The 20,574-nt window shown below is 72.9% G+C and carries 18 protein-coding genes and 1 pseudogene; 5 read left to right on the forward strand and 14 right to left on the reverse strand.

Annotated elements, in window-relative coordinates; all coding sequences use genetic code 11:
* Window positions 1–228: 228 nt before the first annotated feature.
* Window positions 229–726 carry a 30S ribosomal protein S9 gene (rpsI, locus tag ACMCNN_RS26100; RefSeq protein WP_412743151.1) on the reverse strand — a complete coding sequence of 166 codons (498 nt, stop codon included), beginning with the start codon at window positions 724–726 and terminating at the stop codon, window positions 229–231.
* 20 nt (window positions 727–746) lie between these two features.
* Window positions 747–1,190, reverse strand: coding sequence for a 50S ribosomal protein L13 (rplM, locus tag ACMCNN_RS26105; RefSeq protein ID WP_412743152.1), 444 nt, complete (start codon window positions 1,188–1,190; stop codon window positions 747–749).
* Between the two features lie 696 nt (window positions 1,191–1,886).
* On the opposite strand from rplM, the gene ACMCNN_RS26110 reads away from it, so the two are divergent.
* Window positions 1,887–3,032, forward strand: a complete 1,146-nt coding sequence (locus ACMCNN_RS26110; protein WP_412743153.1) for a uroporphyrinogen-III synthase — start codon at window positions 1,887–1,889, stop codon at window positions 3,030–3,032.
* A gap of 14 nt (window positions 3,033–3,046) precedes the next feature.
* Here the strand turns inward: ACMCNN_RS26110 and ACMCNN_RS26115 are convergent, their stop codons facing one another.
* From ACMCNN_RS26115 to ACMCNN_RS26130, 4 genes are read right to left on the reverse strand one after another with little or no spacing between them, the layout of a single operon-like run.
* Complete coding sequence (locus ACMCNN_RS26115) at window positions 3,047–3,667, reverse strand: GTP-binding protein (RefSeq protein ID WP_412743154.1); 621 nt, start codon at window positions 3,665–3,667, stop codon at window positions 3,047–3,049.
* A complete protein-coding gene (locus ACMCNN_RS26120; RefSeq protein ID WP_412743155.1) occupies window positions 3,648–4,013 on the reverse strand; it encodes a DUF742 domain-containing protein in 366 nt (121 codons plus the stop codon). The genes ACMCNN_RS26115 and ACMCNN_RS26120 overlap by 20 nt, the downstream gene beginning before the upstream one ends.
* 41 nt (window positions 4,014–4,054) lie before the next feature.
* On the reverse strand, window positions 4,055–4,468 hold the full coding sequence (locus ACMCNN_RS26125; protein WP_412743156.1) for a roadblock/LC7 domain-containing protein: 414 nt from the start codon (window positions 4,466–4,468) through the stop codon (window positions 4,055–4,057).
* Window positions 4,465–7,935 (reverse strand): nitrate- and nitrite sensing domain-containing protein, encoded by a 3,471-nt coding sequence (locus tag ACMCNN_RS26130; RefSeq protein ID WP_412743157.1) that lies wholly within the window; start codon window positions 7,933–7,935, stop codon window positions 4,465–4,467. Before ACMCNN_RS26130 ends, ACMCNN_RS26125 begins: the two co-directional genes overlap by 4 nt.
* Before the next feature lie 459 nt (window positions 7,936–8,394).
* Here ACMCNN_RS26130 and ACMCNN_RS26135 point away from each other — a divergent pair, with 459 nt between their 5' ends.
* Complete coding sequence (locus ACMCNN_RS26135; protein WP_412743158.1) at window positions 8,395–9,555, forward strand: ABC transporter substrate-binding protein; 1,161 nt, start codon at window positions 8,395–8,397, stop codon at window positions 9,553–9,555.
* A 130-nt stretch (window positions 9,556–9,685) separates the two neighbouring features.
* Here ACMCNN_RS26135 and ACMCNN_RS26140 read toward each other — a convergent pair whose 3' ends face one another.
* Together ACMCNN_RS26140 and ACMCNN_RS26145 are read right to left on the reverse strand one after the other, a co-directional pair.
* A complete protein-coding gene (locus tag ACMCNN_RS26140; RefSeq protein ID WP_412743159.1) occupies window positions 9,686–10,507 on the reverse strand; it encodes an ABC transporter permease in 822 nt (273 codons plus the stop codon).
* 118 nt (window positions 10,508–10,625) lie between these two features.
* Window positions 10,626–11,651 (reverse strand): ABC transporter substrate-binding protein, encoded by a 1,026-nt coding sequence (locus tag ACMCNN_RS26145; RefSeq protein WP_412743160.1) that lies wholly within the window; start codon window positions 11,649–11,651, stop codon window positions 10,626–10,628.
* A 231-nt stretch (window positions 11,652–11,882) separates the two neighbouring features.
* On the opposite strand from ACMCNN_RS26145, the gene ACMCNN_RS26150 reads away from it, so the two are divergent.
* From ACMCNN_RS26150 to ACMCNN_RS26160, 3 genes are all read left to right on the forward strand, one after another.
* Entirely contained in the window at window positions 11,883–12,632 is a 750-nt protein-coding gene (locus ACMCNN_RS26150) for an ABC transporter ATP-binding protein (RefSeq protein WP_412747272.1), read from the forward strand.
* A 22-nt stretch (window positions 12,633–12,654) separates the two neighbouring features.
* Window positions 12,655–13,590: an LLM class F420-dependent oxidoreductase gene (locus ACMCNN_RS26155; RefSeq protein ID WP_412743161.1), complete on the forward strand. Its 936-nt coding sequence runs from the start codon at window positions 12,655–12,657 to the stop codon at window positions 13,588–13,590.
* A gap of 129 nt (window positions 13,591–13,719) precedes the next feature.
* A complete protein-coding gene (locus ACMCNN_RS26160) occupies window positions 13,720–15,252 on the forward strand; it encodes a hypothetical protein (protein ID WP_412743162.1) in 1,533 nt (510 codons plus the stop codon).
* A 40-nt stretch (window positions 15,253–15,292) separates the two neighbouring features.
* Here ACMCNN_RS26160 and thiC read toward each other — a convergent pair whose 3' ends face one another.
* From thiC to thiO, 6 genes and pseudogenes are all read right to left on the reverse strand, one after another.
* Window positions 15,293–16,870 (reverse strand): phosphomethylpyrimidine synthase ThiC, encoded by a 1,578-nt coding sequence (thiC, locus tag ACMCNN_RS26165; RefSeq protein WP_412743163.1) that lies wholly within the window; start codon window positions 16,868–16,870, stop codon window positions 15,293–15,295.
* A gap of 74 nt (window positions 16,871–16,944) precedes the next feature.
* Window positions 16,945–17,733, reverse strand: a complete 789-nt coding sequence (thiD, locus tag ACMCNN_RS26170; protein WP_412743164.1) for a bifunctional hydroxymethylpyrimidine kinase/phosphomethylpyrimidine kinase — start codon at window positions 17,731–17,733, stop codon at window positions 16,945–16,947.
* A 410-nt stretch (window positions 17,734–18,143) separates the two neighbouring features.
* Window positions 18,144–18,482 (reverse strand): annotated as a pseudogene (locus ACMCNN_RS26175) (thiamine phosphate synthase); the annotation flags it as partial.
* A 68-nt stretch (window positions 18,483–18,550) separates the two neighbouring features.
* Window positions 18,551–19,294, reverse strand: a complete 744-nt coding sequence (locus ACMCNN_RS26180; protein WP_412743165.1) for a thiazole synthase — start codon at window positions 19,292–19,294, stop codon at window positions 18,551–18,553.
* Between the two features lie 2 nt (window positions 19,295–19,296).
* Window positions 19,297–19,497 (reverse strand): sulfur carrier protein ThiS, encoded by a 201-nt coding sequence (gene thiS, locus ACMCNN_RS26185; RefSeq protein WP_412743166.1) that lies wholly within the window; start codon window positions 19,495–19,497, stop codon window positions 19,297–19,299.
* Complete coding sequence (gene thiO, locus ACMCNN_RS26190; protein WP_412747273.1) at window positions 19,488–20,558, reverse strand: glycine oxidase ThiO; 1,071 nt, start codon at window positions 20,556–20,558, stop codon at window positions 19,488–19,490. The genes thiS and thiO overlap by 10 nt, the downstream gene beginning before the upstream one ends.
* Window positions 20,559–20,574 lie beyond the last annotated feature (16 nt).

Genomic DNA, 20,574 nt, shown 5'->3' on the forward strand with positions numbered 1-20,574 from the left:
TAGTTGGGGATTTTCGCGGCCCGGGCCCGGTGAGCGGAGGGGGATCGCGGGTCCGGAACGCTGCTGCTGGACGGCGGCCGTCGACGAGGCGGCCGGGACAACGGTCGAAAGATGCCTGCACCGTCGCGTGGGCCGGGGACCATCACGCGCGGCTGGGCGGATAACGAAACGGCCGGTGCGGCCCTCACGGGGAGGACCACCCGGCCGTCTGTCAGAAGCGGCGCAACGTCAGCGCTTCGAGTACTGCGGAGCCTTACGGGCCTTCTTGAGGCCGTACTTCTTGCTTTCCTTGACCCGCGCGTCGCGGGTGAGGAAGCCGGCCTTCTTGAGGGCCGGGCGGTCGTCGCCGTCGTTCGCGACGAGCGCGCGGGCGATGCCGAGGCGCAGGGCGCCTGCCTGGCCGGTGATGCCGCCGCCACGCAGGTTCGCGATGACGTCGAAGTGCTCGGCCTTCTCGGCGGTGGTCAGCGGCTCGCGGATCAGCTGCTGGTGCACCTTGCTGGGGAAGTAGCTCTCCAGCTCACGGCCGTTGCAGACGATCTTGCCGGTGCCGGCCACGAGACGCACCCGGACGATGGCCTCCTTGCGGCGGCCGACGGTCTGGATCGGACGGTCACCGGGACGCGGGGCGCGGACCGGGGCCGGCGCGGGCGTCTCGACGACGACGACCGTCTCAGCGGGCTCCTCGACGGTCTCGACGACCTCGGGCTCGATGATGTCGGACATGCTGCTGCCTTCTCCCGCGCTCACTGCGCGATCTGGGTGATTTCGAACGGCTTCGGCTGCTGCGCCGCGTGCGGGTGCTCGGCACCCGGGTAGACCTTCAGCTTCTTGATGATCTGCCGCGCCAGCTTGTTGTGCGGGAGCATGCCCTTGACGGCGAGCTCGACGGCCTTCTCGGGGCGCTTGGTCAGCAGCTCCTCGTAGCCGATCTGCTTCAGACCGCCCGGGTAGCCGGAGTGCCGGTAGGCGACCTTGGTCTGCCGCTTGTTGCCGGTCAGCGCGACCTTGCCCGCGTTGATGATCACCACGAAGTCGCCGGTGTCGACGTGCGGGGCGAACGTCGGCTTGTGCTTGCCGCGCAGCAGGTTGGCGGCGTGGGTGGCAAGGCGGCCCAGAACGACGTCAGAAGCGTCGATGACGTGCCACTGCCGCTCGATCTCACCCGGCTTCGGGCTGTACGTACGCACAGAATTACCTTGTCTCGTCGTCGGTCTGGGGGCGCGCGCTGGCTCGTAGCGGGCACGAACGTCAAGCCTACCCGCCGGGTACGCTCGTCAGCTGTCGCACAACAGCAGGCAACGTTACCCGCCTGCGCAGTGTGCGGTCAAAACGGCCGACAGTCACCAGTGGAAACCAGTCACCGCCCGCCGCGCCGGCACTGCCCGTGTCGGGTGGGTGTCTCGCCGGACGACGGGACCCCCTAACGTACCGCCGGTCATCATAACCCGGTCCCCCGCCGCGCCGGACCGCGGGGCACCGCTCCGGCCCCGCACGGGCGCGCCCCGACGTGATCGATGCCTCTTAGCAGGCTCGAAACAAACGGGACTTGAGGCCGAAATCACCCACCGGCACGCTTCCGTCATGGCACGTGGTGCGGACACCTCGACGATGCGGACCGGACTCCGGCCCCGCCGTGTCGAGAAGCGTGACAAAAGCGACCGCACCCCCCAGAAGCCGCCGCCAGGGTTGAGGACGGACCTGGCGGCGCACGCCGAACCGGTGCACCGGTTCGGCGACAGGCCGCGGCGCGCTCCGGTCGGAGGCACGGCGGAGAACGTAGGCGTGACATGGGAGCGGGTCGACGCTGAGGACGGCGGTTTCCGGCCGTGCCCTTCGGTGGACCGGCCGGACACGCCGCGGCCTGTCAACCAGGGAAGCACCGCATGACTCAACGGACGGGGGGGCCGCGCCGAGCGGTCCTCACCGAAGCGGCGCTGGCGCAGCCCACGGCGGTGCTGTCGGGCTACACGATCGGCGTGACCTCGGACCGCCGCCGCGACGAGCTGGCCGAGCAGTTGGGCCACCGCGGCGCCCGGATCGTGCTGGCCCCCGCCCTGCGCATCATCCCGATCGCCGACGACGCGGAACTGCGCGCCGCCACCCGCGCCTGCCTCGCCGATCCCCCCGACGTCGTACTGGTCAGCACCGGGATCGGGCTGCGCGGCTGGCTGGAGGCCGCCGAGGGTTGGGGCCTGGCCGATCCGCTGCGCGCCGTGCTGACGAACGCGTACCTGGTGGCCCGGGGCCCGAAGGCCCGCGCCGCGGTGCGCACCGCCGGGCTCCGGGAACACTGGTCGCCGGAGGCGGACAGCTATGAGGAGGTGGTCGACCACCTCACCGCGCGCGGGGTCGCCGGGCTGACCGTGGCGATGCAACTGCACGGCGACAGCCAGCCCGAGTACACGGCGGCGCTGGAGGCCGCCGGCGCCACGGTGATCGAAGTGCCGGTCCACCGCTGGGCGCCGCCGGTCGACCCGGCACCCCTGCACCGGCTCATCGACCTGATCGCCGCCCGGCTGGTCGACGCGGTGACCTTCACCTCGGCCCCCGCCGTGGCCGCGCTGCTGCGCGCCGCCGGCACGGGCGCCGACGGGGTGCTCGACGCCCTGCGCACCGACGTCATGGCGGCCTGCGTCGGCCCGGTCACGGCCACACCTTTACATCGGTACGACATCCCGGTGGTCACGCCGCCGCGGGCGCGGCTCAGCGCGCTCGTCCGCACGATCGTCGACGAGCTACCGAAGCGGGCGGTCCAGTTGCAGGCGGGCGGTCACTCGCTGACCCTGCGCGGGCACGCCGCGATCGTCGACGGCGAGCTGCGCCTCCTGGCCCCCGCCCCGATGGCGGTGCTGCGGGCGCTGGCCACCACGCCCGGGCGGGTGCGCTCCCGGGCGTCGCTGCTGCACGCCCTGCCGCGCGGTGCCGACGAGCACGCCGTCGAGATGGCCGTGGCCCGGCTGCGCGCCGGGCTGGGCGCGCCCGGCGTGGTGCAGACCGTGGTCAAGCGCGGCTACCGCCTGTCCGCCTGACCCCGGCCCCGTCGTCAGCCGACGGGTGCCGGGTGCCCCCGCCCGTGCTCCGCGACCAGCGTGGCCATGGCGTGTTCCACCACCCCGACCAGGACCTGCTTCACCGAGTCGCGATGCCGGGCGTCGCACATGATCAACGGTACGTGCGCCGCGATCGCCAGTGCCTCGCGTACCTCGTCGGGCTCGTACCGGGGGGCGCCGTCGAAACAGTTCAGCGCCACCAGGTACGGCAGGTGCCGGTTCTCGAAGTAGTCCAGCGGCGCGAAGGCATCAGAGATCCGCCGGGTGTCCACGAGCACCGCGGCGCCCACGGCACCCCGGATCAGCTCGTCCCACATGAACCAGAACCGCGTCTGCCCCGGGGTGCCGAACAGGTACAGGATCAGATCCTCGGCCATGGTGATCCGGCCGAAGTCCATCGCGACCGTGGTGGTCTCCTTGCCCGGCACCTTGGTCGCGTCGTCGACGCCCTGTCCCGCCGAGGTCATCACGGCCTCGGTGGTCAGCGGCTCGATCTCGGACACCGCCCCGACCAGCGTCGTCTTGCCGACGCCGAACCCGCCGGCCACGACGATCTTCGCGGAGGTGATCTCCTTGGGTTGCGCCCCCGCCCGCTCAGAGCTTGCGAAGTCCACTCAACACCCTTTCCAGCAGGTCCATCCGCTCCGTGAAGCCTTCCTTGGGAGCGGCACTGTGCAGCGACAGCAGCCCGTCGGTCACCATGTCGGCCACCAGGACCCGGGCGACCCCCAGCGGGAGCGCCCGGTACGCCGCGATTTCGGCCAGCGACAGCGCCCGCGGTTCGCACATCAGCGCGATGCGGTACTTGTCGTGCCCGGCGAACCGGGCCTCCTGAACGGCGCTCTGGCTGGCGACCAGGACCGCTTCGATGGGAATCTCGCGGCGCGGCTCGGTCCGGCCCCGGGTGACCGCGTACGGCCGGACCAGCGCACCCCGCGGATCCTGCGACGGCTGTTCCATCTGCGGTCACCCCCCTCCCGGTTCGCGCGCTACGGCCCGTGTCAGATCTGGTGTCCGACGACTTCGCGGGGGGCGGGGACCAGTGCCGCGCCGACCCGTTCGACCAGCAGCGCCATCTCGTACCCGACCTGGCCGACGTCGCAGCTGCGGGCGGCCAGCACCGCCATGGACGAACCGTCGCTGATGGACATGAGGAACAGGTAACCACTGTCCATCTCGATGATGGTCTGCTGCACCTGGCCGGCGTTGAACATCCGGGACGCGCCGTCGGTCAGGCTCACCACGCCGGAGGTGATCGCGGCGAGCTGGTCGGCCCGATCTCCGGGCAGGTCCCGCGAGGAGGCCAGCAGCAGCCCGTCGGCGGAGACCGCGACGACGTGGGCGATCCCCGCGACACTGTCCGCGAAGTTGCTCAACAGCCAGCCCATGTCCTGCATCGTGGGCGTCCTGGTCACAGTTGCTTCTCCTTCGAGGCGGGGGCGGCGGCGGCAGTCTCGGCGCTGCCGGCCGTACGCCCGCGTTGCACACCACGGTGGTACGCGGACAGCAGCCCGCGTACCTCGTCGGGGCTGCGGCGCTGCTGGTTGCGGGGATTGCTCTGCACACCACCGGGCACCAGCTGCGCCTGGGGTACGCGCTTGGGCAGTCCGGAGCGGGTGGTGCCGTTGTCGGGTGGCGCGCTCGCGGCCAGGGCCCGTTGCCAGCCGTCGTCGGCCGCGGTGCGCCAGGCGTCCTCCGCCGACGGGCGCGGTCGCGGCACGCCGGGCAGCTCGCCGTTTTCCCCGGCGGGCGGGACCGAGGTGGGACGGTCATTGTGTCCACTGTGGTGGTTCTCGTGCAGGTCGAGGTCGGGGTCCGACCGTGGGGAATCCGCGACGGCCCGCGCGAACCGATCGCGGGCGCCCACGCCCTGCCCCTCCGACGAGGAACCCGAGGCCGCACCGGCCACCGCCGCATCCGGACCGAGCGCGGGGGAATCCGGACCAGGCGCAGGGAAGGCCGGACCGGTCGCCGGAGAGGCCGGACCGCTCGCCGGAGAGGCCGCTCCCGTGATGCCGTTCGGCGCGACGGGGGACCCCCCGCCCGGCGACGCCGTGCGCCCGAGGCCGTTCGCTGCGGCCGGTGCGCTGGACGCCGTCGACGGGGGTGCCGCGTTCGTCTGGGCCGCCGTGGTCGACTCGGGTTTCGGCATCGGCGGGGCCGGCGGCGGCGCGTACCCCGCCGTCGGCATGCCCCACTCCTCCGGCGACGTGCCGTCGTGGGTCCGGAACCAGCTCGCCTGCATCTGCAGGAAGATCGGCGCCTCCGCGCGTTCCTGGGCGGGCGCGGGCGTCGGAGGCGGCGGTGACGGGGGCATGGCGGCCAGCGCGGCTCCCCACCCGTTCGGGTGGGGGCTGACCGGCCGCGAGGGCGGCGCGACGCGGTGGCCGTCCGGGCTGAGGAAGCCGACCGCCAGCGGCGAGTCGGGCTGCGGCAGGGTCGGCAGGGCCGCGGTGGGTGAGCCGATAGCGGCGTACGCGTCGGTCGCCGCGTTGGTCGCGGAGGGAGCCTCGATCGGCTGCGCGACGCGGGTCGGCAGCGGCGGCCGGGTCGGCTGCTCACCGGTCTGCCATGGGTCCTGGGCACGGCGGGGCAGCGGCGGCAGGGCGGGATGCTCCCCGGTCGGCAGGTCGACCTCGCGCCGGGGCAGCGGTGGCCGCTGGGCGGGCACGAACGGCTGCGGTCCGGGCAGGGCGGCCGGCGGCGGCAGGACGGGCAGGGCTCCGGTGTCGGCGCGCAGTGGCTCGCCCGCGTCGTCGTACGGCTGCCACGGCTCGGGCGCGATGGCCGGCAGGATCGCCGTGGCCGCACCCGTACGCCCGGCCGCGATCGCGTCCGGCCACCCCGCGGAATTCCCGTCGAGCTGGCGACCACCGCGGGTGGGCTGGTCGATGGAGCGGTTCGGCAGCACGACGATGCTGCTCGGCAACGTCACCTGCGCCACCGTGCCGCCCTCCAGGTTGGCGCGCAGCTCGACCTTGATGCCGTACCGGGCGGCGAGCCGGCCCACCACCGCGAGTCCCATGAGCCGGAACGCGGCGACGTCCACCGTGGGTGGTTCGGCGAGGCGCCGGTTGAGCAGGTCCATCTGCTCCTCGCTCATGCCCAGGCCCCGGTCCTCGACCTGGACCACCACGTAGTCGCGGATGCGCCGCCCGTCGGCGACCACGACCGTGTTGGGCGGGGAGAAGCGGGTCGCGTTGTCGAGCAGCTCGGCGATGAGGCGTACGACGTCGTTGACCGCCAGCGCGGTGACCGAGATGTCGGTGTCCACCGTGCCGAACTCGATCCGGTTGTACAGCTCCACTTCGGACTGTGCGGCCCGCAGCGCGTCCACGAGCAGCGCGTCCTCGCGGCGCGGGGGGCTGGAGTCGGCGCCCGCGAGGACCAGCAGGTTCTCGTCGTTGCGGCGCATCCGGGTGGCCAGGTGGTCGAGTTCGAAGAGCTGGGCCAGGCGCTTGGGGTCCTCCTCGCCGCGCTCGATCAGGTCCAGTTCGCCGATCATCCGGTCGACCAGGGCCTGACTGCGCCGGGCCAGGTTCAGGAACATCGCCGAGACGCTGGTCCGCAGTGCCGCCTGCTCGGCCGCGATGCGTACGGCCTCGCGGTGCACGACGTTGAACGCCTGCGCCACCTGACCGACCTCGTCGCGGTTCGTCAGCTGGATCGGGTCGCGGACCTGGCGGACGACCTCCTCGACGCCGACCTCGCTGAGGTTGCGTTCGTCGCGCAGCCGGGCCACCGCGTCGGGCAGGTCCCGGTTGGCCACGGCCAGGGCGCCCTCGCGCAGCCGGCGCAGCGACAGGTTCAGCGAACGGGCCAGGACGACCGCCAGCGCGATCGCGATGCCGAGCACGAGCACGACGATGGCGATCTCGACGGCCGTCTGCCGGGTCACCGAGGCGCTGGCGTCGTGGGCCTGCGTGACGATCTCGCTCTCCAGGCGCTGTTCGGCCCAGCGCATGAGGTCGACGACCGCGCCGAACGCCTGGGTGATGTCGGTCGGCGGCACCGCGTCGGAACGGGCCAGCCGGGTGGAGACCTGGTCGGCGAGGTTGACCGCGTCGCCGGTGACCGTGCTGTTCACCAGGGACCGCTGGGCGGGCGAGGCGACCAGCGAGAACGCCAGCAGCGCCTCCTGCTGGCTGGTCTGCGTGGCGATGAACGACGACAGCTGCTCGGCGCTGACGTCACCCGAGACACGGGACGCGTACGCCACGGCCTCCTGCTCGGCGGTGCCGGCCTTGGCGCGGCTGAACGCGGACAGCGCGCGCAGGCTGTCCGCCACGGCACCGTCCCCGGCGAACTGGCTGAGCGCCTCGCCGTAGCCGACCAGGTCGGTGATCACCACGCCGTACCGCAGCACCGCCTCGGAGACCGCGATCTCGTCCCGGTCGGTGACCTTCTTGCGGGTGGCGTCCATCGTCCGCAGGTGGTCGTCGATCCGGTTGAGCCGGTCCGACACGGCGGCCGGGAGATCCCCGAGCGCCAGCCGGTTGGCGCGGTACCGGTCGATCCGGTCGTCGGTGTGGGCCACCGCGGCGTTGTACGCGCCCGGCTTGGCCGCCGGGTCCGCCAGGTACTCGGCGGCGGCCATCCGTTCGGCGTGCAGGGCCTGGGTCAGCTCCGACACGTCCGTCGCGAGCCGGGTCAGCTCCTCGACCTGGTTCGCGGCGTACGCCCGCCCGCCGACGTCGACCAGGCGAACCGTGGCCAGCCCGAGGACGGCCAGCAGCGGCACGAACAGGATGAGGGCCAGTTTGGACCGGATGCGCGCATCCCGCAGACGCAGGAAGCCCCCGCTGCGACGTGACCCGCGGGCGCCCGGGCCGGCACCGGGGCCGCTGTGTGTCGCGGGTTGGAGCGATGAACCGGTGCTCACGACATCTCCTCGGTGGTCGTCCCCGCATCTGTGCGCCGGCCGGATGCGCGCGCTTCGGGCCTGTCCGCTACTGGCGGCAAGGGCGACGTCACACGCGGCACGGCCGCGATTTCATCAGAAGCCGAGCGGGTTTGGGAAGGCCGAGACATACCGGAAACAGGCTTGTTCGGCACCGCGAAGTTGACCGCTCCGATCGACAATGGATCCCCTGTCGGCTTTGACGTGCACGAATATCCGGGCCGCCGGGGAAACGAATCCCGCCGATGCCACTCGCCCATCATGATTCCAACCACTATGTGAGAAGTCCGTCTCGCGTGGACCCCCAAGTACGGCTTGACCAGCACCCTTCACGTTGGCAAGGTTTGGGCCGCCTGGACGGACAGCGTGTCCGTGATCGCACCCGCCACGCCGGACACCGTTGGCCCGTTCCCCCTGCGCCCGCCTTCGAGGAGGCATCCAGTGAGGCTCCCCCGCCGCGTGACGGCGTCCCTGCTCGCATTGACCCTGCTCGCTGCCGGGGTGTCCGGCTGCGACTCCGGCAGCGGCGCGGGCGACACCACCGAAGTCGTGATCGGCGCCGACCTGGCGTCCGGCTCGGCGATCGACGCGGCGTACGCCAGGGCCCTGCAGCTCAAGATCGAACAGGTGAACGCCTCCGGCCAGCTCGGCGACCGCCGGCTCGTGCTGCGCGTGCAGGACAACCGGTCGGACTCGACGATGTCGCTGCGCAACATCAGCGTGTTCGGCGACGACGCGCGGGTGGCCGCGATCGTGACCGGCACGTGCGGCGAATGCGTGGTCGACGCGGCCAAGACGATCAACGACAAGCGGGTACCGACGATCGCGCTGGCCGCCGCGGCCGAGGTGAGCAGCCCGGTCACCCAGCGGCGCTACGTCTTCAAGCTCGGCCCCAACCCCGTCGACAGCTCGGCGGCCCTGGTGGCGGAGCTGCAGCGCACCCGCGCCAAGACCGTCGCGCTGCTCTACGCCGACGACCTGTACGGCCGGGGTGGCCACGAGGTGATGGCGTCGGCACTGGACAAGGCCGGTATCACGATCACGGAGTCCCGTACCGTCAAGCCGGCCGCCACCGACGTCAGCCAGGCGGTCGACATGCTCACCGAGAGCAAGCCGGACGCCCTGGTCGTGTGGACCGCACCCGACCAGGCCACCCTCGCCGCGACCAGCGCGAAGGCCGCGAAGTTCGGCGGCCGGCTCTACTTCGACGCCGCGGCGGCGGGTGACCTGTTCATCCCGAGCGAGGCGGCCCGGGCGACCAACGACGCCACGATGGTCTTCCCCCAGATCCTGGCGATCGACGACGTCATCGCGACCACCCCGGCCAAGGCGGCCCGCAAGCAGTGGTTCCGCGACTACACCTCCCGGTACGGCAGCTACTCCGGCGCCGCGGCGTTCGCTGCCGACGCGGTGGATCTGATCGCGGACGCGGTGACGCAGGCCGGCGGGGACCGCGAGCGGATCCGCGACATCCTGGAGACCTCGCAGATCGACGGCCTGTCCGGCCCGATCCGGATCACCCCGGACAACCATTCCGGCCTGATGCCGCAGGCGTTGACCCTGCTCGTCGCCCGCAGCGGCCGCTGGCGTCTCCTCGGCTGACCCGCGCTCACCCGCGCCGCCCCGCCGCCCGGCGGGGCGGCCGACCGGCGCGGCGGCCGGGCGGGGATCAGCGCGCCGACGTGGTAGCGCGAACCGGAATCAGCGCGCCGACGTGGTCGCGCGGATCGGGTCAGCGCGCCGACGTGGTCGCGCGGACCCACGGCAGGAGCAGGCGCTCCGCCAGAACCAGCGAGTAATACAGCACGATGCTCACCAGGGCCAGCAGCACGATCGCGGCGAACGCGGTCGCGGTGTCGCCCTGGCCGCTGGTCTGCACGATGATCGTGCCGAGGCCCGACTCGCCGTACTGCATCTCGCCGACCACCACGCCGATCAGGGCGAGCGGCATCGCCACCTTGAGCCCCACGAAGATCTGCGGCAGGGCGGCGGGCACCCGCACCGTACGGAAGGTCTGCAGCCGCGACGCGTCCATCGACCGGACCAGCTCGGCCAGGTCCGCCGGGGTGGTGCTCAGCCCGGTGGCGGTGGACAAGACGATCGGGAAGAAGCACACCATGAACGCCATGGCCAGCACCGGCGTCCGGCCGTAGCCGAACCAGATCAGCATCAGCGGCGCGAGCGCCACCTTCGGCACCGCGTTGAACGCCACCAGCAGCGGCTGGAACATCCGCTCGAACGGCCGCCAGGTGGCGATCGCGGCCCCGATCAGCACACCGACCACGACGGACAGCGCGAACCCGAGCACTGTCACGGCGGCGGTGTGCCCGGTCTGCGCCAGCAGCTCACCGTGCAGGGCACGGAAGGCCGACAGCACGTCGGGCGGCGCGGGCAGGATGATCGTCTGCACAGCGAACAGCTCGGTCGCCAGCCACCACCCGCCGACCGCCAGCGCGAGGCCCAGTAACGGCCAGGCGACCGCGGACACGGTACGCCGCCGTGCGGGCAGGGACGGGGCGACCGTCTCGGGCGCGGTCGTGGCCAACTCGGTCATGTCGTCACTCCCTGCATGGCCGTGGACGCACCGGTAGTGCCTCCGGCGCGTCCACGGTGTACCTCGATCAGGCCTTCGGCACCAGCCCGATCAGGCCTTCGGCCCAGCTCGATCAGGATCAGGCCTTCGGTACCAGGCTGAAGTCGATGACCTGCTCGGGGGTCAGCCCCGGCTTGATCTGGCCCGAGCCCTGCAGGATCGCGATGCTGCGGGCGACCCGCTGGCTGTCCAGCGCACCGACGGGCACCCCGGAGGCCTCGGACTTCACGAACGGGCCCATCAGGGTCAGCTCCGCGGCCGCGGCCTGCGGATTCGTCGTGGGTACGTACTTCTTGAGCACCTGGGCGGCCTCGTCCGGGTTGGCGATCGCGTCACCCAGCCCCTTGAGCAGCGCCCCGGTGAACGCCTTCACCCGATCGGGGTGCGCCTTGGCGTACGACTGCGAGGTGAGCAGCACGTTGCCGTACAGGTCCTGCAGGTAGTCGCTGTACGGCAGCACGACCGCGGGCTTCTTGGCGATGGCCTCGACGGTGGGCTTGCCGACGACGAACTGCCCGATGCCGGCCGCCCTGCCCGCCGCGAGCGTACCCATGAGGGTCTGCGGCGTACCGTTCTGCCAGGTCACCTTGGCCGCGTCGATGTTGGCCAGCTTCGCGTACGTCGGGAAGAGGTTGCGCACCACGGACGCCGGGGAATCGGCCAGCGTCTTGCCTTCCAGGTCCTTCGGCGAGGTGATGCCGTTGCCCTGGAGAGTGATGATGGCCGCCATCGTGCGCTGCTGGATGCCGGACACCGCGACGTAGTTGCTGGCCTGACCCGACCCGGCGGCCAGCAGCAGCCCGGTGAGGTCGATCGGGGCGAACTGAGCCTGGCCCGCCGTGACGATCTTGAGATTCTCCCCCGTGCCCCCGCCGGGCTTGATGTCCACATCGAACCCGGCGTCGGCGAAGTAGCCCTTCTCCTTGGCCACGTAGGCGTAGGCGTCCCGGCCGAAGGTGCCGAACGACGTCAGGTAGGTCACCTTTTCGAGTGACTGGCCGCCGGCCTTGGCAGCGTCGTCCGAGTCGTCGCAGCCGGCGGCCGCGACCAGCGTCGCGGCGAGCGCGGCCGCAGCGAGGGTACGGGTGAAGGCTCTTCTGTGCACCGTGTTCCTTCCCAACAAAGGGGGCCGATCGAGGGGGACGGCGCCGGATCGGGGGGTGGCGCCGCGTGATGTTGTGAGTGAAACTCGCGGGGCAAGCGTAGGGGAAATCACACGGCACTTCGATGACGGTTTTGTCTCAGTGATCTCTGTGGACAGTCCCGTCATGATCGCGCAACATCATCGGGTTAAAGTCTTCACGCATTGATCGGAAGCAATCTGGAGCGGGCGCAGATGATCACTTTCTCCGGGGTTTCCCGCTCGTTCGCGAGTCGTTCCGGCACGGTGGAAGCGCTGCGGGAGATCTATCTGGAGGTCGCCGAGGGCGAGGTCGTCGCCGTGGTCGGCCGCTCCGGCTGCGGCAAGTCGACCCTGCTGCGCCTCGTCGCGGGCCTGCTCCCGGCGAGTGCGGGCGAAATCCGGGTGTCAGGCGAACGGGTGACCAAACCGAGGCGGGACATCGCCATGATGTTCCAGCGCCCGGCGCTGCTGCCGTGGCGATCGGTGATCGACAATGTCCTGTTGCCGGTGCAGATCTTCGGCTGGCGCCGGGCGGACTTCCGCGACCGCGCCGCGCAGCTGCTGGCCCTCACCGGCCTCACGGAGTTCGCGAAGCGGTCGCCGCACGAGCTGTCCGGCGGGATGCAGCAGCGGGTCGCGTTGTGCCGCGCGCTGATCGCCGATCCCCGGGTGCTGCTCATGGACGAGCCGTTCTCCGCCCTGGACGCGCTCACCCGCGAGGAACTCTCCGGCGAACTGCAACGGCTGCACATGGAGCTCGGCGCGACCATCGTCCTCGTCACCCACTCGATCGACGAGGCCGTGCTGCTGGCCGACCGGGTGGTGGTGCTGACGCCGCGTCCCGGCCGGATCCGCGAGGTCCTGGACATCAAGATCCCCCGGCCGCGCACGCTCGGCCGCACCGCGCACACCGACGAGGTCGCCCGGTGCAGCGCCGAACTGCACGAACTGCTGATGGCCTGACGAGAGGCCGACGAGGAGAACGATGCGCGTCTGCCTGTTCACCGAACCGCACCGCGGCGCCACCTACGACGATCAGCTCCGCTTCGTCCGGCACGCCGAGCAGGCCGGTTTCGAGGGCTTCCTGCGCGCCGACCACTACCAGTCCATGGGCGCCGACGTCGGCCTGCCGGGCCCCACCGACGCCTGGATCACCCTGGCCGGGCTGGCCCGCGAGACCTCGCGGATCCGGCTCGGCACGCTGGTGAACTCGGCGACGTTCCGCCTGCCCGGCCCGCTGGCCATCATGGTCGCGCAGGTGGACGCCATGAGCGGCGGCCGGGTCGAGCTGGGCATGGGCGCGGGCTGGCTGGAGCGCGAGCACACCTCCTACGGGATCCCGTTCCCGCCGCTCGGCGAGCGCTTCGACCGGCTGGCGGAGCAGCTCGCCGTGATCACCGGCCTGTGGTCCACCCCCGACGGGGCCCGGTTCGGCTTCGACGGCAAGCACTACCAGCTGCTCGACGCCCCCGCGCTGCCCAAGCCGGTGCAGCGGCCCGGGCCGCCGATCATCGTGGGCGGCCGGGGCCCGCGGCGCACCCCGGAACTGGCCGCCCGCTACGCGGACGAGTTCAACATGCCGTTCAAGACGGTCGCCGAGACAGCGGCGGCATTCGCTCGGGTCCGGCAGGCATGCCGGACGTACGGGAGGCCCGCGGACCGGCCGCTGACCCTGTCGGCGGGCGTCGTGGTCGCGCTGGGGCGTACCGATGCCGAGGCGCAGCGTCGCGCGGCGCCGTTGCACGTGCCGAGCGCGCTGCCGCCCGAGGACCCGGTCGTGGGGCCGCCGGAGGCGCTGGTGCAGCGCCTCGGTGAGCTGGCCGAGATCGGCGCGACCCGGGTCCACCTGCGGATCATCGACATGTCCGATCTGGCGCACGTGGATCTGATCGCCGAACAGGTTCTGCCCCGGCTCGGGTGACACTGCGTAACCGCTTAGATGCCGGTCGAAACCCTGGTCCCCCGCAGGGTGGGATCGGAGGTTTGGCCTGTCTTAAGAACACGCCGTGAGGGTGGCGACGGCCATCGACCATTCCGTAACGTGCCTGGCATGGCATTTCGGACCTGGGCCCGGCTGCTGCCGGTCACCCTCGGCATGGCAGCGCTGGCCGCCGCCGGCCAGCTCGGGCTGGCGTACGGCCTCGGCATCGTTCAGCTCACCCAGGTGCTGGACGTTACCGCGCGTGATCAGTGGACCGCGCAGCTCGCCTGGGTGGCCTGGTTCGCCATGAACGCCGCGGTGGCCGGGGCGATCGCGGGCGCGCGCTGGCTCGCCCGTTCGCGCCCGTCCGCCGCGCTGAACCCGGCCGCGCCGCCCACCTCCGCCGACGGCTCGCCGGGATCGGCGCAGACCGCGGGCGGGCGCTGGGCCGAGCCGGCCACGCCGGGGGCGGGCACCGTCATCGCCCTCGCGCTGGCCGCGGGCCTGGGCGCCGCCGTCGTCGTCGCCCTGACCATGCAGCCCGCACGGGCGGCACGGGTCGCCGGGGTCGACCCGGACGTGGTGATCGGGATCTGTGCGGGCCTCGGCGCCGTCGTCGGCGTCCTGGTGGCCTGCGCGGCGCTGGCCCGCGCGGTGGCCCGATGGAGTCTCGCCGCCGTCGGCGCCGTGGTCTGGCTGGTCGCGCTGGTCTCGGTCGCGCCGTCACTGGCGCCCGGCAGACCGCTGTCCACGGTACGGCTGGGCGTGTTCGAGCCGGGTTGGCTCCCCGCGCGTACGGCGCAGCACATGGCGCTGGTGACGATGCCCGTGCTGGCCCTGCTGGTGGGTCTCGGCGTGGGCTGGGCGGCACGCCGTACCGGCCGGTCCACCCTCACCATCGCCCTGGCCGGGCTGCCCGGACCGGCGCTGCTCACGGTGGCGTACCTGATCGCCGGGCCGGGGACGACCAGCGAGCAGACCGCGCCGTACTGGGCGGCCATGACCGCGGCGGGCGCGGGGGTGCTCGGCTCGGTGCTGGCAGCCGTGCTGCGCCGTGACCCGATGGTGGAGCAGGACGACACCGAGGCCGCGGCCGACCGCCCCAGCGGTTCGGACGGCGCCGATCCGGATGCCGGACGTCCGGCGACGCCCGGCAAGTCCGCGAAGTCGGCCAGGTCGGCCAAGTCCGGCGGGCCCGCCGCGTCCGACGGCTCCGGCGCGTCCGGCGGCTCCGGCGGCTCCGGCAGTTCCGGCAGTTCCGGAGAGGCTGGGTCCGGCTCGACAAGCGGGCGGAAGCGCGGGCGGCAGCCGGTGGATCCGGGACCGGACGCCGCCACGCCCGCCGGTTCCGGGCGCCGCTCCAACTTCGCGGACGCGTTCCGCCCGCGCCCCCGGCGCCCCGAACCGCCGTCCACCCAGACCGGCGACGCGACCAGCGGTGGCGCACCCCGGCACGGGCAACCGGACGACGCACCCGAGCCCCGCACGGACGGGCGCCAGCGGCGCGGCAGGTCACGCGCCAAGGACACCACCCCGGCGCGCGGCCAGGACACGACGGCGACACGGGGCAAGGACACCGCGGCGCAGGCCAAGGGCGTCCCCGCCCCCCGCGGCAAGGACAACGACTACGTGGACTGGGTCAGCGGCCTGGGCACGGACTGAGGCGCTGGGGCACCGACCGGTTGCCGGTGCCCCGAACGGGTCAGGCGAGCGGCAGGTACACCCGCCCGCCGGAGGCGACGAACTCGTCGCTCTTGTCCTGCATGCCCTTGGCGGCGTACTCCTTCAGCTCCTGGGTGATCTTCATGGAGCAGAACTTCGGCCCGCACATCGAGCAGAAGTGGGCCGTCTTGGCGGGCTCGGCCGGCAGCGTCTCGTCGTGGTACGACCGGGCGGTCTCCGGGTCCAGCGCCAGGTTGAACTGGTCCTCCCAGCGGAACTCGAACCGCGCCTTGGACAGCGCGTCGTCCCACTCCTGCGCCCCGGCGTGCCCCTTGGCGAGGTCGGCGGCGTGCGCGGCGATCTTGTACGCGATCACCCCGGCCTTGACGTCGTCCCGGTTCGGCAGCCCCAGGTGCTCCTTCGGCGTGACGTAGCAGAGCATCGCGGTGCCGAACATGCCGATCATCGCCGCCCCGATGGCCGAGGTGATGTGGTCGTACGCGGGCGCGATGTCGGTCGTCAGCGGGCCGAGAGTGTAGAACGGGGCACCGTCGCACAGCTCCTGCTGCAGGTCCACGTTCTCCTTGATCTTGTGCATGGGCACGTGGCCCGGCCCCTCGATCATCACCTGCACGTCGTGTGCCCACGCGACCTTTGTCAGCTCCCCGAGCGTACGCAGCTCCGCGAACTGGGCCTCGTCGTTGGCGTCCGCGATCGAGCCGGGACGCAGCCCGTCGCCCAGCGAGAACGTGACGTCGTAGCGGGCCAGGATCTCGCACAGCTCGGCGAAGTTCTCGTACAGGAAGTTCTCCCTGTGGTGCGCGAGGCACCAGGCGGCCATGATGGACCCGCCGCGCGACACGATGCCGGTGACCCGGTTGACCGCCAGCGGCACGTACGGCAGCAGCACCCCGGCGTGCACGGTCATGTAGTCGACGCCCTGCTCGGCCTGCTCGATCACGGTCTCCCGGAAGATCTCCCAGCTCAGCTCGACCGGGTCGCCGTTGACCTTCTCCAGGGCCTGATAGATCGGCACGGTCCCGATCGGTACGGCCGAGTTGCGGACGATCGCCTCCCGCGTCTCGTGGATCCGCTTGCCGGTGGACAGGTCCATGACCGTGTCCGCGCCCCACTTGGTGGCCCAGGTCAGCTTCTCCACCTCCTCGGCGATCGAGGAGCTGACGGCCGAGGTGCCGATGTTCGCGTTGACCTTCACCAGGAACCGCCCGCCGATGATCATCGGCTCGGTCTCGGGGTGGTTGACGTTGGCGGGCAGCACGGCCCGCCCGGCCGCGATCTCCTCGCGGACCACCTCCGGGTCGACCCCTTCGCGGATCGCCACGAACTCCATCTCCGGGGTGACGGTCCCGGCGCGGGCGTACGCCAGCTGGGTCGGCCGCCGCCCGGCGAGCGGGCTGCCGCCGCCGGCCACTGGGGCCACGTCGCCGCGCTCGGCGATCCACGGTCCGCGCAGCGGCGGCAGCCCCACCTCCGGGTCGCTGCCCGGCCCTGACGTGTCGTACAGCCGGACGGGCGGGTTGTCGCCGGTCAGCGGCACCTCGGCGAACGGCACCCGCAGGTCCGGGCGGGAGCCTTCGACGTACACCTTGCGCCTCATTCTTTTTCCTCCCCAATCGGTATGAACTGGGCGGAGCACGGGCGCGCGGAACCGCCCGGCCACCGCCTTTCTCCTCAGGCGAACCAGCCGAAATGATCGAGCGGGCCGGCACCCTCGCCGACCGTCCAGTCCCGGCCGCCCGCCAGCGCCCGGCTCACGTACCCCTTGGCGAAGCCCACGGCCCCGCCCACCTCATCGCCCAGCGCGAGCCGGGCCGCGACCGCGGCCGAGAAGGTGCAGCCGGTCCCGTGCTGGTTGGTGGTCTCGACGCGCGGCCCGGTGAGAGTCCGCGCGCCCCCGTTCGTCCACAACAGATCGGTGACCCCACCCTCCTCGGCCGCGTCGCCGCCGGTCACCACGACCGCGCCCGGACCCGCCGCCGCGAGTTTCGCGGCCGCGGCCGCGACCTCGCCCGGTCCGAGCGCCGCGACGCCGAGCAGCGCGGCGGCCTCCGCACGGTTCGGCGTCAGCACATTCACGTACGGCAGCAGCCGCGCGACCGCCGCGACCAGCCCGAGCCGCCGCCCCGTGCTGGCGGTCAGCACCGGATCCAGCACGAGGTTGGGCAGCCGCCCGTCCCGCGCCCGCCGTGCCACGGCCTCCGCGATCTCCTCGGTGCCGAGCATGCCGACCTTCGTCGCGGCCACGTCGAAGTCGTCCAGGACCGCGTCGAGCTGCCCGTCGACCACCGCGGCGGGCATGGCATGCACGTCGAGCACCGCCCGGGTGTTCTGTGCCGTGACCGCCGTGACCACCGACGTCCCGTACGTCCCGAGCGCCGCGAAGGTCTTCAGGTCGGCCTGGATCCCGGCGCCCGCCCCCGAGTCGGACCCCGCGATCGTGAGCACGACCACCGGGCTCATCTCCGGCCCGCAAGCGGCAGCCCATTCGGCTGCCCGCCGAGCCAGTCCGTGCTCCGCACCGCTTGCTCGGCCTGCGCGGTCAACGCCGCGGCACGCATCCCTGCCACCGTGGCGGCCGGATCGGCGGACCTCATCACCGCGCCCATCACCGCCACGCCGACAGCCCCGGCCATCAGGCAGGCCGCCACCCGCTCCGGGGAGTCGATCCCGCCCAACGCCAGCCACGGCACCCCCCGGGAGGCGGCGCCATCGCGCCCGGCGCTCCGGGCAGGTTCGGCCGGAGGCGTCGGCCCGGGGCCACGGGTCGACTCCGCCGGACGCGTCGGCCCGGGGTCATCGGCTCGGGCCCGACCTGTGCGGCCGCCGTACCGGTCCGGGTCCGCTGCGCCGCGCGTCCGCTGCCCGCGAAGGGCCAGCTCGGCGGCGTAGTCCGGCCCGAGTGCCGGGCCGTACCCCGGCTTCGAGGCGGTCGGGAAGATCGGCGACAGCGTCACGTAGTCCTCTGTGGACAGCCGGGGCGCCGCGTGGCAGGACCGCCCGACCAGGGCCAGCCGCACCACCGGGTCACCCTCCGCCAGGTGCACGGCGTCCCCGCCGAGCGGATCCGGACCCGCCACGATCAGCCGCCCCGGCGGCAGCAGCGCGCGCAGCCCGTCCGCCAGTTCCCGGCGCTGCGCGGCGGGCAGGTCGCGTTCCCGCAGCACCACCCAGTCCGGCGCGGCGGCCGCGACCAGCTCGATCAACGGCATCCGGGCCGCCCGCCGGTCGGTGAGGAGCACGATGCCGGACGGAACGCGCCGGCCCGGCACCCCCGGCTTCACCACTGTGGCAACCCGTCGTCCGATGTGGAGGCCAGTGCGTGGAACCGGCGCGGGATCCGGCCCGCCTGCGCCGCCAACCGCCCCGCCTCGACCGCATGCCGCATCGCGGCGGCCATCCGCGCCGGATCCTCGGCCCGGGTGACCGCGCTGGCGACCAGCACCGCGTCGCAACCCAGTTCCATCGCCAGCGTCGCGTCGGACGCCGTGCCGATGCCCGCGTCCAGGATCACCGGAACGTCTACCGAGTCCCGGATGAGCCGGATGTGGTGCGGGTTCGTCACCCCCAGCCCCGAGCCGATCGGCGCACCCGCGGGCATCACCGCGGCGCAGCCGGCATCGGCGAGCCGCCGCGCCAGAATCGGGTCGTCACTGGTGTACGGCAGCACCGTGAACCCGTCGGCCACCAGCGTCTCCGCCGCCCGCAGCAGCTCCACCGCGTCCGGCAGCAGGGTGCGCTCGTCGCCGATGACCTCCAGCTTCACCCAGTCCGTCTCGAACGCCTCGCGAGCCAGGTGGGCCGCCTTCACCGCGTCCCCGGCCGTGTAGCAGCCCGCGGTGTTCGGCAGCACCCGTACGCCGAGCCGGTCGAGCATGGGCAGCAGGCCCGGCCCGGCCGCGTCGACCCGGCGCAGCGCGACCGTGACGATCCCCGTACCGGAGGCGACGATCGCCGACTCCAGCGCGGCGAGGCTGGTGGCCCCGCCCGTACCCAGGATCAGCCGTGAATCTCCCAGCAGCATGGTCAGCCTCCCTGCGCCGCGGTCAGCACCTCGACCCGGTCGCCATCCCGCAGCACCGCCGCGGACCAGCGCGAACGCGGCACGACCTCGCCGTTCACGGCGACCGCGACGCCACGCTGCGCCTCGGTGAGGACGGCCACCAAACCCGCGACCGTGACGGCGTCGTCGATCGCGCGGGGGGACCCGTTGACGGTCAGGCGCATGCGAACCTCCCGGGGTGGAACTCGGCCAGCAGCGGATCGGCCGTACCGGCGGTCACCAGGTCGGCGATCAGGTCGGCGGTGACGGGGGCCAGCAGCACCCCGTTGCGGTGGTGCCCGGCCGCGACGGCCGTACGGTCGTCGAGCGCGCCGAGCAGCGGCGCGTTGTCCGGGGTGGCGGGGCGGAAACCCACCATCGTCTCGGCCAGTGCGCACTCGCGCAGCGCGGGCACCAGGTCCAGCGCCGCCCGCAGCAGGTCGAGCACGCCGCCGGCGGTGATCGTCCGATCCGTACGCTCCTCCTGGGTCGCGCCGACGACCACCTCGCCGTCGGCGCGCGGCACCAGGTAGACGTGCCGCCCATCGGCGTAGCCGCTGACCACGTGCCGGAACGTGCCCGGCTCACCGCGCAGCCGCAGCAGCTGCCCCTTCACCGGCCGCACCGGCAGCCCGGTGAGGGCGGCGGTGCCGCATCCGGCCGCCACCACGATCCGCCCGGCCCGCACCTCGTCGAGGCTGGTCACCGCCGCGGGCACCACCGCGTCGCCGAGTGCTGCCCGCAGCGCGGCGACCACCCGGCGCGGGTCGACCTGACGGTCGTCGGGAACGTGCGCACCGGCGCGTACGCGCGGCGACAGCGCGGGCTCGCGGTCCCGCAACGCGCTCGGGCCCAGCCGGGTCAGCCCCAGGTGGCGCCACACCCGGCTCGCGTCGGCCACGTCGTCCACGGTCAGGGCGACGCCGAGCGTGCCGGTCTCGTCGTACCCGAGGTCCTGGCCGGTCAGAGCGCCCAGCTCGGCCGCGAAGCCCGGCCAGCGGCGCGCCGACTCGGCCATCAGCCGCGCCAGCGCCGGCCGCTCGAACGGCGATTCGCCACCGGGCGCCAGCATCCCCGCCGCCACATGCCATGCGCCCAGCTCCGGCGGACCGGGATCGTGCACGACGACGCGCGCACCCCGCTGCGCGACCCGCCAGGCGATGGCCAGCCCCACGATCCCACCGCCCACCACCGCGACATCCGGCCCGCCGCTCATGCGAAGCCCTCCCGGCGCCCGCGCTCGCAGCCCTCGCTCATGCGGT

Origin of the sequence: Krasilnikovia sp. MM14-A1004 (genome assembly GCF_047159485.1) — a bacterium.
Lineage (GTDB): Bacteria > Actinomycetota > Actinomycetes > Mycobacteriales > Micromonosporaceae > Actinoplanes.

Excerpts from the sequence above, each read along its gene's own strand:
- rpsI (WP_412743151.1), bottom strand. The coding sequence starts at position 726 with ATGTCCGACATCATCGAGCCCGAGGTCGTCGAGACCGTCGAGGAGCCC.
- ACMCNN_RS26110 (WP_412743153.1), top strand. The coding sequence starts at position 1,887 with ATGACTCAACGGACGGGGGGGCCGCGCCGAGCGGTCCTCACCGAAGCG.
- ACMCNN_RS26120 (WP_412743155.1), bottom strand. The coding sequence starts at position 4,013 with ATGGAACAGCCGTCGCAGGATCCGCGGGGTGCGCTGGTCCGGCCGTAC.
- ACMCNN_RS26140 (WP_412743159.1), bottom strand. The coding sequence starts at position 10,507 with ATGACCGAGTTGGCCACGACCGCGCCCGAGACGGTCGCCCCGTCCCTG.
- ACMCNN_RS26150 (WP_412747272.1), top strand. The coding sequence starts at position 11,883 with ATGATCACTTTCTCCGGGGTTTCCCGCTCGTTCGCGAGTCGTTCCGGC.
- ACMCNN_RS26155 (WP_412743161.1), top strand. The coding sequence starts at position 12,655 with ATGCGCGTCTGCCTGTTCACCGAACCGCACCGCGGCGCCACCTACGAC.
- ACMCNN_RS26160 (WP_412743162.1), top strand. The coding sequence starts at position 13,720 with ATGGCATTTCGGACCTGGGCCCGGCTGCTGCCGGTCACCCTCGGCATG.
- thiC (WP_412743163.1), bottom strand. The coding sequence starts at position 16,870 with ATGAGGCGCAAGGTGTACGTCGAAGGCTCCCGCCCGGACCTGCGGGTG.
- thiD (WP_412743164.1), bottom strand. The coding sequence starts at position 17,733 with ATGAGCCCGGTGGTCGTGCTCACGATCGCGGGGTCCGACTCGGGGGCG.
- ACMCNN_RS26180 (WP_412743165.1), bottom strand. The coding sequence starts at position 19,294 with ATGCTGCTGGGAGATTCACGGCTGATCCTGGGTACGGGCGGGGCCACC.
- thiS (WP_412743166.1), bottom strand. The coding sequence starts at position 19,497 with ATGCGCCTGACCGTCAACGGGTCCCCCCGCGCGATCGACGACGCCGTC.